8 protein-coding genes and 1 tRNA gene are annotated in these 12319 nt (G+C 58.9%); 5 read left to right on the top strand and 4 right to left on the bottom strand.

What is annotated here, in order from left to right:
• Positions 1-8: 8 nt before the first annotated feature.
• Together R3C19_04315 and R3C19_04310 are read right to left on the bottom strand one after the other, a co-directional pair.
• Positions 9-995, bottom strand: coding sequence for an Rpn family recombination-promoting nuclease/putative transposase (locus R3C19_04315; GenBank protein ID MEZ6059565.1), 987 nt, complete (start codon positions 993-995; stop codon positions 9-11).
• 96 nt (positions 996-1091) lie between these two features.
• The gene (locus tag R3C19_04310) at positions 1092-3854 is read right to left on the bottom strand and encodes a hypothetical protein (GenBank protein MEZ6059564.1); all 2763 of its coding nucleotides are present in this window, start codon (positions 3852-3854) and stop codon (positions 1092-1094) included.
• 377 nt (positions 3855-4231) lie between these two features.
• On the opposite strand from R3C19_04310, the gene topA reads away from it, so the two are divergent.
• Positions 4232-7036, top strand: coding sequence for a type I DNA topoisomerase (gene topA, locus R3C19_04305; protein ID MEZ6059563.1), 2805 nt, complete (start codon positions 4232-4234; stop codon positions 7034-7036).
• A 14-nt stretch (positions 7037-7050) separates the two neighbouring features.
• Complete coding sequence (locus R3C19_04300; GenBank protein MEZ6059562.1) at positions 7051-8121, top strand: Gfo/Idh/MocA family oxidoreductase; 1071 nt, start codon at positions 7051-7053, stop codon at positions 8119-8121.
• 21 nt (positions 8122-8142) lie between these two features.
• Here R3C19_04300 and R3C19_04295 read toward each other — a convergent pair whose 3' ends face one another.
• Positions 8143-8583: a hypothetical protein gene (locus R3C19_04295; GenBank protein MEZ6059561.1), complete on the bottom strand. Its 441-nt coding sequence runs from the start codon at positions 8581-8583 to the stop codon at positions 8143-8145.
• Between the two features lie 350 nt (positions 8584-8933).
• A tRNA-His gene (locus R3C19_04290) sits at positions 8934-9007 on the bottom strand.
• A gap of 326 nt (positions 9008-9333) precedes the next feature.
• On the opposite strand from R3C19_04290, the gene R3C19_04285 reads away from it, so the two are divergent.
• The 3 genes from R3C19_04285 (at position 9334) to R3C19_04275 (ending at position 12202) form a co-directional block, all read left to right on the top strand.
• The gene (locus tag R3C19_04285; protein ID MEZ6059560.1) at positions 9334-10221 is read left to right on the top strand and encodes an ABC transporter ATP-binding protein; all 888 of its coding nucleotides are present in this window, start codon (positions 9334-9336) and stop codon (positions 10219-10221) included.
• A 224-nt stretch (positions 10222-10445) separates the two neighbouring features.
• Entirely contained in the window at positions 10446-11258 is an 813-nt protein-coding gene (locus R3C19_04280) for an ABC transporter permease subunit (GenBank protein ID MEZ6059559.1), read from the top strand.
• 77 nt (positions 11259-11335) lie between these two features.
• Positions 11336-12202: a hypothetical protein gene (locus R3C19_04275; GenBank protein MEZ6059558.1), complete on the top strand. Its 867-nt coding sequence runs from the start codon at positions 11336-11338 to the stop codon at positions 12200-12202.
• Positions 12203-12319: the final 117 nt, after the last annotated feature.

The raw sequence follows: 12319 nt of genomic DNA, 5'->3' as shown, positions 1-12319 counted from the left end.
GATTCGGATCAGGAGCGGCTGTCCAGCCACTGCCTGACTTCCGCCGCTGAAGCCGCTGCGACGCACAGCCGAAGCAGTTGCTGCAGTGCGTCGGCCGATTCGATCTGATTGATTCGTGGTTCGAACCCGGCAACGTCGTCGGGGAATCGCACCTCCAGGATATCGCGGATGCTGCCGCGCAGCGAATTCACGCGTCCCTCTTCGCGTCCCTCTTCGCGTCCCTTCGCAACCCATTGCTCAAGGATCGAACTCACAACGTCTTCCCCTTCTGCACCAAGTGACTGCCGGGCGACCAACCTCAACTCCGGCGGCTCAATCCGGCGAGCGGCCGCCGCGACATATGTCAGGAAGCTGCGAAGGATTTCTGTCAGCTCATGACCGCCACGTTGTTCAGCGGCTGACCGCAGGATCTCCGCCAATCGACTCCGCAAGTCCTCATCGAAAATGTATTTTAGCAACAGCAGAGTTGCCCGTGTAAGAGATTCCCCTGAAAGCTGATCGTCCCGATAGGTTGTCAGATCGAGCAGCTCGAACGTGAAATCCGGGATGTAAGGAGTCAGAGAATCCGGTGCGTCAACCATTTCCGGAATTGATCGGGCCGTCGTCCATGACGCTGCACCGTGATACAGGACAACGGGGACGATCGGCGTCAGCGATTCCTTCTGCCGCTGCTGTCGCTCCCAGATCCGCACGATGTATTTCAACAGTTGAAATGCCGTGGCCGAGTCCGCATGGCTCTTGTGTTCGAACAGGATGTAGATCTGCCCGTGGCGGTCGTCGCTGAACTGCACATCGTACAGCACGTCCGACTGGCTGGCCCGCAGTTCGCTGTCAACGAAGCTCCCCGCTACCAGAGTAAGCGTTTCCAGCTTCAGTTGCCGTACAAGGCCCGGCGGCAGGTAATGGCCGATAATGTCGCGGGCAATCTCACGTCGCTCCAGACTCTGTCGAGTGAACAGGTCATGGGGACGTGAGATATAGTCGTCTGCCGACATTCTCTTCTCCACTCAACACCGACCGGTCGGCGCCGGTTCACGGATTGAGTCCGCGACGAGTGACGTTGATTCGTCGGTTCCGATGCGACTTGTCTGCTATTCCTCCGAATCCGGATTCACACCGAATTCACGCCAGATCGCTTTTTCCCATTCGACGTTGGCCGGCAGCAGAATTTCCCGCTGCATCACATCAATGATCGGGCTTCCGGCGAACGCGAATTGCTGACCTTCGTTCAGGAAGCGTTCCCGCAGGTCGTCCTCACCGATTTCCGGAGTCGGGAACCGGTTCGTGACCTGCACGATGTAATACGCTGACCGATCAAAATTGGGGACGACCCTGATATCTCCGTCGTTCATCTCTTCAAAGATGGTTCGCATGAACTCATCGCCGACAGAACCCAGGACGTCCGTTCCATCACCCGAAAATTGAATTGTCGATTGAGTAACCTGCTGCTGCTGCTGGAAGTTCATCTGAGGCGTCAAAGGCGCCTTCAGCCAGGAAAACGGCTGAGTCGTCCGCACTGCCAGGTCGGCTCCGTCGGATTGGTCGGTGACCGTCCGGCCTTCCAGTACCGACGCCATCGTTGGTTTCGCCTCACCTTCCTTCGCCAGCTCCGTGCGTACTTCTTCAGCGAGGGCCGTGGCCTGTTTTTCCGCCAGTTCCCGGGCCTTTTGTCGCTTCCACGTCAGCACGACCTGGTCTCGCACACCGGGTTCGTCCAGCGTGGGCACGTGCGACAGCGAAAAGCTGATCGGCCAGTACGCAAAGTAGCTGCCGCTGTTATTCATTCCGAAGGACTGAGTCGCCGCCAGTCTCGGGATGTACAGTTGGGTGTCGACGTTCGCAGGATCGATCTCGCGCGCTGACTGGTTCACAAACGCGCTGAAGACTGTGTAGGCGACGTTCGCTCCCTGGGAACGGCCGAAAGCGTCTTCTTCCGGATCTTTGGCCAGTCCGATGGGATAGTTTTCGCCATCCAACAGGTCGGCATACGAAAGCATCGGAGTTTCGACGTACGCGAAGCCGTTCTCCGCCGCCCATGCCTTCAGTTCGGCGTTCAGTTCCCGGGCGTACTCCGCGACTCGGGCACGAAGTTCTTCGGACGCTTCATTTGTTTCGCCGCGAGTCACGTGGTATTCCGGGTTCTCCTCGATCAGTCCGAACGCGAACCGATCCCGCTTCTTTGAGAGCGTCTGCATCACAGCGAGCGCTTCGCGGGTTTTCGCGTTGATGACTTCGCGTGCTCGCTGGCGCAGCAGTCGGTCACGGATTTGGCTCTTCAGATCTTCGTTCAGTTCACGGTACTCGTAAGTGACCTCCATCTTGTCGTCGCCGGATTTCGTGGCGGCGTCAGGAGTCGTTTCGGGGATCTCCAGAGACAGGGGAGGCGTACCGGGCTCCTGAGTCGCAGCGGCCTCAGGCGCGGAACCGTCAGCCGGAGTTGCCGAAGGTGTGTCCTCAGCCACAGCAGGGGCCGCGCCTTCTTCAGCGGCTGTCGCGCCATCGGACGCCGCTTCATCCGAAGCGGTCGACTCGGAGGATTCCCCCGTCGCGTTGTCGCCGGAGTCGTCGTCCTGCGCGAACGGATTGCATTCGTCGGCACCGTCCGGCTGATCAGCACTTTGTTCGTCGGAAGTGTCGGAGGCTGACTCCGGTTCCGTCGGAGGAGTCGATTCGGTTTCGGGAACTTCTGTTTTCGCGTCCGGCAGCTTCACATCTGCCTCGCCCTCGGTCGGACTGTCCTTGTCGACGGCAGCATCATCACTGCCAGCATCCCCGGGTTTCGGAGTCGCTTCGTCGGTCGATGGTGTGTCGGAGGCTGCAGGTTCGGCGTCATCGGAGGAGTTCGCGTCCGGAATGACGGGAATACTAAATTCCACGTCCTTGTTGGCTTCGTAGTATTCTTCGATCTCCGTGTCGGAGATTTCGGGAACCTGCGATTCCATCGTTTCGTAGTCGAGTTCCAGGTAGGCTAGTTGCATGCGATCCTGCAACCGGAAGCCAGCGGAACCACCTTCCAGTTCGTTTGGGAACCTCTGCCGATTTTCGGCAAAGAGCAGTTCAACTTCAGAGTCCGTGGGTTCTGCGACCTGATCCAGAAACGCATCAACGTCGAACGCGGCTGTATTCAGTTGCTGTCGTACATTCAGGCGACGGAAATACTGCCAGAACACTTCCGGCGCCGGCGGCAGACTGGCGACGGCTGGCCGCAGCATCTGATAGGCAAGAACCGCCTGCAGTTGATCCCCCAGGATTTCGAACAGGGTTTCGTCGTCGAGTGTGCGGCCCTGATACCGCATCGAACTGCGGATCCGTGCGAAGTCCGGCGCAGTGAGTTTTTCAGCGGTGGCCTGATGAATGAAGTCGTTGACCATTGACTGGGTGGCGGAAATACCGATCGATTCAGCTTTCGCCTGCAGCAGTTTTCCAAACAGAACGTCTTTGCTGATGGATTGGTGTCCAAACCCAAACTGCTGAGGGAATTGGCCGGATGCGCCGGTCGCTTCCACCAGAAACCGGTTGGCGATGAACCGCCGCATCTCAAGGTCATCCAGTTCCTCCTGTTCGATGATCCCCAGAGAGGTGCTGATGACCCCCGGCGGTCTCAGGTACGTCGGCAGCATGAACCCAAGTGCAGCTCCCAGCAGGCCGCCGCCGAGTCCCCATTGCAGCCAGCGTCCCTGACTGATTCCGGCAATGCCGAATGCGGCCCCGCCGATCAGCAGTCCCAGCAGCCAGTATGTCGGTTCGCGCGTGCTGAACAGGGAATCGAGTGTGAACAGCAGCATCGACAGGATGACCAGTACGACCATCATTCCTGCCTGATGTTTTCGGAAGAACTTAAACGGTGAAGCCATGAGAATTGCTCATTCGAAATGAAAGTCGGCAAACGCCTGGCGGGACGGTTCACGAAACGCGGTGGGCGCGATCCGGAGCAGGAACGGCGTTGATTCCGGCGGTGCCTTTGGTTAGTCCTGTCGGCTGCGAGTCAACGCTGTCGACGTGGTGTCGCGACGGCGACATTTTGAGGGCACACTTGACAGGGGACGGAAAGATGCTTTATCCCACCGCCCCCGCCAGTCAGTCCGCCGTCAGTTGGAAGCCGCGAATTCTAGCTGTCGCACGAACTCAAACAAGGTCAACCCAAATCACGGGTTACGGCGGATCAAAGGCCGCTTTTTCGCCAATGCAATCGTCCCGTCCTTCATAGAAACCACCCTGGAACCTGTCACGCATGGCTGCTCGAAAAACGGCTTTGGTGATCGTCGAATCGCCCGCCAAGGCAAAGAAAATTCAGGGTTTCCTGGGCAGCGACTATGTCGTTCGAGCCAGCGTGGGACACGTGCGCGATCTGCCGGCGAAAGCCGCGGAGGTTCCTCCGAAGCTGAAGAAGGAGTCCTGGGCGAATCTTGGCGTCAATGTCGACAACGATTTCGAGCCGCTGTATGTCGTGCCGGCCGATAAGAAGAAGATCGTCAGGGAACTGAAGGATCTGTTGAAGGACGCGGATCAACTGATCGTCGCGACCGACGAAGACCGTGAGGGAGAAAGCATCGGCTGGCATCTGGTGCAGTTGCTGGAACCCAAAGTTCCCGTGAAGCGGATGGTGTTTTCGGAAATCACCAGCGACGCCATTCTGGAAGCGCTGGCGAATACTCGAAAGATGGACGAAAACCTGGTCGCCGCTCAGGAAACGCGCCGCGTCGTTGACCGCCTGTACGGCTACACGCTCAGCCCTTTGCTGTGGAAGAAGATCGCTCCGAAACTTTCCGCAGGGCGCGTTCAAAGCGTGGCTGTCCGCATTCTTGTGGAACGCGAAATCGAACGCATGAAGTTTCACAGCGGCACGTACTGGGACCTGAAAGCGGACCTGAAGGCGGGCCAGTCAGCGACTGCGGGCGGTCGCTTCGAAGCGATTCTGCAGACAGTCGACGGCCGACGCATCGCTTCCGGAAAAGACTTCGACGAAAACACCGGAAGGCTTCGAGAAGGCGCCGGTGTGCTGCTGCTTGAAGAAGGTCCGGCGAAGGAACTTCAGGAAAAGCTGAAGTCCGCCGACTGGATCGTTTCCAAAGTTGAGCAAAAACGACAGAACCGCAAGCCGGCTCCGCCATTTACGACCAGCAGCCTGCAGCAGGAAGCCAACCGCAAACTGAACATGACGGCGCGGCAGACCATGCAGACCGCTCAGCGGCTGTATGAAGCCGGACACATTACTTATATGCGTACCGACAGCGTCAATCTGAGCGGTGAGGCGGTCAGCGCCGCTCGCGGTCGTATCGAAAACCTGTACGGCCATGAATACCTCAGCCCGTCGCCCAGGCAGTACACCAGCAAGACCAAGGGAGCCCAGGAAGCTCACGAAGCCATTCGTCCGGCGGGAAAGAAAATGAAAACCGCCGACGAAATCGGAGTCACCGGTGCCGAATACAAGCTGTATGACCTGATCTGGAAGCGCACGATGGCCACGCAGATGGCCGAAGCACTCCTGCGATTCGATACTGTCACGATCGCCGTTGAAAATGCGGAATTCCGGGCCTCGGGACGCACCGTCGAATTCCCGGGCTTCTTCCGAGTCTACGTCGAAGGCAGCGACGATCCGGATGCCGCTCTGGACGACCGGGACTCACCGCTGCCGCCGCTGTCCGAAAACGACAATCTTGACTGCAACAGCGTCGAAGCGAATCCTCACGAAACCAAACCGCCGGCCCGCTACACGGAAGCGTCGCTGGTTCGAAAACTGGAATCCGAAGGGATCGGCCGGCCCTCAACGTATGCCAGCATCATCGGCACGATTCAGGACCGCGAATACGTCAATAAGAACGGCAGCCAGCTTGTTCCCACGTTCAAGGGGCTGGCGGTCACGAAACTGCTGGAGAACCATTTCCCGAATCTCGTGGATCTGGGGTTCACAGCGGGCATGGAACAGACTCTGGACGACATCGCCACCGGCAATGCTGACCGATTGCCATACCTGCAGCAGTTCTATTCGGGCAACGACGGAATCAATGAACAGGTCAGGCAGCGCGAAAGCGATATCGATCCGCGGGAAGCCTGCACTCTGAAGCTGGAAGGTCTGGATGTCGACGTCCGGGTCGGAAAGTACGGACCGTACTTCGAAAAGCTTGACGGCGAATCGAAGGTCACCGCGTCAATCCCGGCCACGGTCGCTCCCGCAGACATCAACAACGCGCTGGCCACGCGGCTGCTGGAAGAAAAACAGAAGGGTCCCACGGCTCTTGGCATGCACCCCGACGACGGAGTGCCCATCTATCAGCTAAGCGGTCCCTTTGGTCCGTACCTGCAACTGGGAGAAGTCACCGAAGAAAACCCGAAACCGAAACGATGCAGCATTCCCAACTGTTTCGATCCTCTGAATCTGGATCTGCAGACCGCCGTCGCGCTGCTGGAACTGCCGCGTCGTATTGGCAAGCATCCGCTGACCGACAAGGTCGTCAACACAGGTATCGGTCGGTTTGGGCCATACGTGCTTCACGACAAGGTCTACGCCAGTTATGACCGCAAGACTCACACGTATGAGTTCAACGGCCAGACTTACAACGTCCTGAACATCACAATGGACGCGGCCGTCGAGATGCTGAAAAACACGCGAAAGCGAGCCGCACCGGAGCCGCTTCGCGAAATCGGCAATCACCCGGACGACGGAGCGACGATCGGCGTGTTCGAGGGCCGCTACGGGATGTACGTTAAACACGGCAGGATCAATGCCACGGTTCCCAAAGACACGGACATCAACGGAATCACCGTGCAGCAGGCCGTCGAATGGCTGGAGGCTAAGGCGGCGAAGTCGGGCGGAGTCAAAAAGTCGGCGAAGAAGAAAGCAACAACGAAAAAATCGGCCAAAAAAAGTCCGCAAAGAAGAAACGGGCTTCGTAGCGCGGTTCTCATCCGTTGCGGCAGGTGGAACGGAAGAAGTCGACCGGTTTCGTCCGGTCGCAATTCGTGCCCTGGCCGACGGACAGTGCGCAAAGCATGGTCGCCTGCGGCCCGGGCCATTCGACCAAAGCTTCTATCTTAACTCAGGAATTTCCTATGCCAGCCGGATTCGGAATTGTCGGTACCGGGATGATTTCGCACTTCCACGCGAAGGCGATCGCTGACATCCGCGGTGCCCGCGTGGTTGCGTGCTTTGACACGGTCGAAGAACGAGCTGTCAGTTTCGGCAGAGAGTACGGCTGCAAAGCCTATACGGACCTGAAGGAAATGCTGGCGGACAGCGACGTCGACATCGTCAACGTGTGCACGCCCAGTGGCGCTCATCGCGACCTGGCCGTTGCTGCAGCGAAAGCGGGCAAGCACGTTGTCGTCGAGAAGCCGCTGGAAATCACGCTTAAGCGCTGCGACGCGATCATCAATGCCTGTGAACAGAACAACGTCCGGCTGTGTGCAATTTTTCCGTCGCGGTTCAGCCCCGTAAACATGGAACTCAAGGCTGCGATCGATGCCGGTCGGTTCGGTCGACTGACGCTTGGCGACACGTATGTGAAGTGGTGGAGAACTCAGGAGTACTATGACAGCGGTGGATGGCGCGGCACGTGGGACATGGACGGCGGCGGGGCGTACATGAACCAGGCAATTCATCAGGTCGATCTGCTTTACTGGCTGATGGGCGACGTGGTGGAGGTGACGGGAATGACGGGCACTCTGGCGCACGAACGCATTGAAGTTGAAGACGTCGGTGTCGCGACATTGCGGTTTGCCAACGGGGCCATCGGCGTCATTGAGGCGACAACCAGTGCGTGGCCGGGGTTGCTGAAGAAGACGGAGATCCACGGAACCAACGGCACCGCGATCGTCGAACAGGACGACATTCTTCGCTGGGAATTCCGCACGAAAGACCGCCGAGACGCCGCGATCCGCCGAAAATTCGCGGCCGGTTCGGCAAACACCGGCGGAGCGGCCGATCCGAAAGCCATCAGTTATGTCGGCCACCGTGACCAGCTAAAGGACTTTGTGGAAGCCATCAGCGATCAACGGCCGGCCCGGGTTGATGGCGTGGACGGAAGGAAGAGCGTGGAGATTATCCTTGCGATCTATCAGTCGGCGTGGACCGGTCGAACGGTGAAGCTGCCTCTGTCAGGCGATCCGCGGCGGCCGAAGTAACTTCACGTCCGGCATGCTGCATCAGTCTCCGGTGCCGACCTCCAGGTTCATCGCTGTCTGCATCAGTCGGCGTTCCTGGCGGTTGTGAGCGTCGAAATTATCCATCCAGGCTTTCAGCTCCAGGCTCAGCACGCGCGCTGTTTCCTCAACGTGATCCGGGTCGGACAGCCGGTTCCGCAGTTCTCGCAAATGGCGACACAGTCGGCGATGCTGGCTCTCCAGAGTCGCGACATGACAGAGCCAGTTCGGGTGGCGTTCCAGAACTTCGCGCAGGTAGCCGCCCTGTCGCTTGAGTTCAAACTCGACCGGCAGCGAGTCCAGCAGCGCGTCGACGACGGCGTGAATCCAGCGCAAATTGTCGTCGTCGATGGGGTCTTCGAGAAGGTCTCTCAGGTCGCCGACCAGAATGTATTCAAGCTGCGTGTATCGCTTGAGTTTTTCCGCTGTCGATTGGCCACTCATGTTGTCACCTCCGGATGTCCGGGACGGGCGGACCTGTTGTTTGACGCTGGGTCACACGGTGTTCGGGTACTTTGACTTGAAGACTGCCGCGAAGGGAATTGCTGCGCCTGGTGGCGGGACGCCGACAGGCGTGAACGGAATCGCGAAGTCGCGCTCCCGCCAACCGCGACCGATGGCCACCAGGCTTTTTGGGGCACCACGATTTTAGTCGGCGGCACTGGTCCCAACAAATGCGCTGGACACGAACTTTGCACCGACCGGATGCGATCGAAAAAAAACCAAAAAAGGGCGATCGTGGGTTCGCGCACCCGCGCACGAAAAACCCGACGCGGAAACGTCGGGCAGGGAAGGGTGGCTAACCGGATTTGAACCGGCGACCTCTGGAACCACAATCCAGCGCTCTAACCAACTGAGCTATAGCCACCGCAAAGCGAAATTCGCCGCGAAAGAACGCAGCGGGCGGAGGATGATATCCGTGAGATTCAGGGCATTCAAGGCGGCAGACTGCGAAGTAGCTGAAGTGCCTGAACTGTCCGACCGCTGACGTCGGTTCGACGCAATACCTGCGTCGTCGACTGCGTTGTTGCCCGCGCGCGACACGGGATCCCCGGGCCGGGGAACCGTCAAACTGCGGGACCGTCAAACAAATACAGGACGCAGACAAGCTGCCGATCAGGAAGTTGCTGGAGTCGCCGCGGAATTCCTGGCAGTCGGTCCCGTTTCTTCCGGTTCCCGCTACGATTGCCCGCCATGATCGCCATTGACATTGAAAACCTGAGCAAGTCCTACGGTCGCCGTCGCGGCATCGATGACGTCAGCCTGAAGATCCAGGCCGGCAGAATTTTCGGTTTCCTTGGTCCCAACGGCGCAGGAAAGTCCACCGCAATTCGCATCCTGCTGGGATTCCTGAAGGCAGGGCATGGCACCGCCAGAGTGCTGGGACACGACTGCTGGTCGGCCAGCGCCTGCATCAAGCGTGATGTCGGATATGTCGCGGGCGATGTCCGGCTGTATTCCTGGCTGACGGCGCGAAAGGCGTTTCGGATTGTCAGCCAGATTCGCGGCACGGATCTGCAGGCGGAGGGCAACCGGCTGACTGAGAGATTTCGGCTGGAACCCGATCTTCCGGTCAGAAAGATGTCGCGGGGAAATCGCCAGAAGCTGGCCCTTGTGATGGCGCTCGCCCATCGGCCTCGCCTTGTGATTCTGGACGAACCGACTTCGGGGCTCGATCCTCTGATGCAGGATGTTCTGGCAGACTGCCTGCGCGAAATGGCGGCGGATGGTCGTACGGTGTTCTTTTCCAGCCACACCCTGAGCGAAGTCGAAAGCCTGTGTGACGACGTTGCCATCATTCGAAGCGGGCGGATCGTTGCCAATGATACACTGCACGCACTGAAGGCTCGCGCGCCGCGAATGGTTTCGCTGGTGTTTGACTCTGAAGAGTGCGCCGACAAGGTATCGTGGCCCGACTTTCTGACGCCGGACCGCAGATTTCGAAACGGCTGGCAACTGACGATGCAGGGTCCGTCGCGGCAACTTGTGACCTGGGCGGCGACTCAGCCGATTGCTGACATGAGTATCAGCCCACCGAGTCTGGACGCCTTGTTTCGCGGATTCTACCGGGACGAAGAGTGACTTGCCTGACCGGAGAAACAATCCGCCGGACGCGGACAGGGTTTCGTCATGCCTTTAGATTTCGCGTTGCGTTTCTTCCGCGACGTTGTGCCGCGAAGGTGCGGGCTTTGTGTGATCCCTGCTTCGAAAGTGGAGTATTCTTCCGGCTCAAATTCATCACACCGGCGCCGTGCCGGTGACTTCCTTCCTGCCGGTCTTCCCGCCGGTCGCTGACGATGTGGACCATGCGAGGCATCCTGAACAAGATCTTCCACGAGATTCGCTGGCCGGTGCTGTTCTTCAGCGTGGGGCTGGGGTTGATTATGGCCCTGCTGACGACGCTGTTGCCGAAGATCCTCAGCGACATCGACAAGGTCTTTGAACGCCTGCCATTCATCAAGCCAATCATCACCGCGCTGCTGGGGATCGATCCGGGCGACGAGTTCACGGCTCAAATGATTCAGGCGTTCCTGTGGGTCCATCCGTCCGTGCTGGCGGTGACGTGGGCCCATGAAGTGATGTATTGCACTCGTCTTCCGGCCGGAGAAATCGACCGCGGAACCGTTGACTTTCTGCTGGGGCTGCCCGTTTCGCGGTGGACGCTGTACGTCGGCGAAACGATCGGCTGGGCGGTTTCCGGTCTTGTAATGCTGTCGTCGGGCTGGCTCGGTCACTTTCTGGCTTCCGGAGTTCTGCAGCCCGATATGCGGCCCGGCTGGTTGCCGACGCTGTTTGTGATGCTGAACCTGTTCGCTGTCTATTGTGCGGTCGGCGGCTTTTCGTTTCTGGTCTCGACTCTCAGCAACCACAGGACTCGCGCGATTGGTGTTGTCTTCGCTGTCTTGCTGTCGTCGTTTCTGCTGAACTTTCTGGCTCAGTTCTGGGATCCGGCGAAGAATGTTTCGTTTCTGAGCGTGATGGAATACTACCGCCCGGCGATCATTATTCAGTCGGGACAGTTCCCGTTTTGCGATGTGGGGATCCTGCTGGGGATCGGCGGCTGCTGTTGGTTCATCGGCGGATTGGTGTTTCGCTGTCGAAGCATCTGCACCGTCTGAACAGGCCGGTCGCTGGCAGCCCGATGTTCACGCGGTCCGTTTTTAGGTTGGCAATTCTTCTGGCAAGTCGAATTAGAATGCGGACGACAGCGAACAGTATCGCGGCACTGTGGATGGCCGGCTGGATTTCCGTGTCAGCGCAGCCGGCGCTTTGCCAGCCGTCGGCAAGGCTTCTGTCGGGGCGGTCGCTCCAGGATTCGCTGGCGGCTGAACTGACTCTTACGGTCAGCGACGCACGGACCGCAGACCTGCTGCAGACACTGCAGCGAGACACAGGAATTCCTGTCATCCTGGACCGACGGATCGATCCGACAGCCGATCCGGGTAGTTATTCGGGAACAATGACAATCGCACAACTGCTGCGCAGCATCGCGGAATCCCTCAACTGCGGCGTGTCGTATTCGGAGCATTTTGTTTACATCGGTCCGAAACGGGCTGCCGAATCTCTGAGAACGGTCATCGAACTGCGTCGGCAGGAAATCTCCGGTCTGCGCGGAATAATGCCGGCGGATACCTACCGCGCGATTGTCGCCGATCGGCCGGCATCGTGGCCGAGACTCGCGCAACCTCGCGAGCTGCTAACGGCTGCGGCACCGCAGGCGGGACTGCAGATCGAGAACGCGGATGTGGTTCCCTACGATCTGTGGCGTGCCGGGGAACTGCCGGACGTGTCGTTTGCCGAATATGCGTCCGTGATTCTGATCCAGTTCGATCTGACGTTTCACATTGATGAACAGGGAAGCGTGCTCCGCGTTGAGCCGCTTCCGGAAGCCGTTCGGATCGAACAGAAGCACCGCGTGGCCGCTCGACGGAAGGATGCCGTTCAGCAGCGCTGGCAGACCGAATTCGCGGATCTGGAGTTTTCGTGGCAGGGTTCCACAGCAGTCGTTGCGGCGACAATCGAACAGCACGAACGGCTGGACGAACTGATTCGTGAGCCGTAAGCGGCACATGATTCGCAGATTCGGCAAACGGCCGTGCGGGTTCCGGCGTGGTTTTGAATTCGATGCGTGCGGTCTTTAGGATACCCGCCCGACATCAACCGAAACCCCGGTGGAGAA

This window comes from Planctomycetaceae bacterium (assembly GCA_041398785.1).
Lineage (GTDB): Bacteria > Planctomycetota > Planctomycetia > Planctomycetales > Planctomycetaceae > JAWKUA01.
This window is presented reverse-complemented; position numbering and strand designations above follow the sequence as displayed.

Excerpts from the sequence above, each read along its gene's own strand:
- R3C19_04280 (MEZ6059559.1), top strand. The coding sequence starts at position 10,446 with ATGCGAGGCATCCTGAACAAGATCTTCCACGAGATTCGCTGGCCGGTG.
- R3C19_04285 (MEZ6059560.1), top strand. The coding sequence starts at position 9,334 with ATGATCGCCATTGACATTGAAAACCTGAGCAAGTCCTACGGTCGCCGT.
- topA (MEZ6059563.1), top strand. The coding sequence starts at position 4,232 with ATGGCTGCTCGAAAAACGGCTTTGGTGATCGTCGAATCGCCCGCCAAG.
- R3C19_04295 (MEZ6059561.1), bottom strand. The coding sequence starts at position 8,583 with ATGAGTGGCCAATCGACAGCGGAAAAACTCAAGCGATACACGCAGCTT.
- R3C19_04275 (MEZ6059558.1), top strand. The coding sequence starts at position 11,336 with ATGCGGACGACAGCGAACAGTATCGCGGCACTGTGGATGGCCGGCTGG.
- R3C19_04300 (MEZ6059562.1), top strand. The coding sequence starts at position 7,051 with ATGCCAGCCGGATTCGGAATTGTCGGTACCGGGATGATTTCGCACTTC.
- R3C19_04310 (MEZ6059564.1), bottom strand. The coding sequence starts at position 3,854 with ATGGCTTCACCGTTTAAGTTCTTCCGAAAACATCAGGCAGGAATGATG.
- R3C19_04315 (MEZ6059565.1), bottom strand. The coding sequence starts at position 995 with ATGTCGGCAGACGACTATATCTCACGTCCCCATGACCTGTTCACTCGA.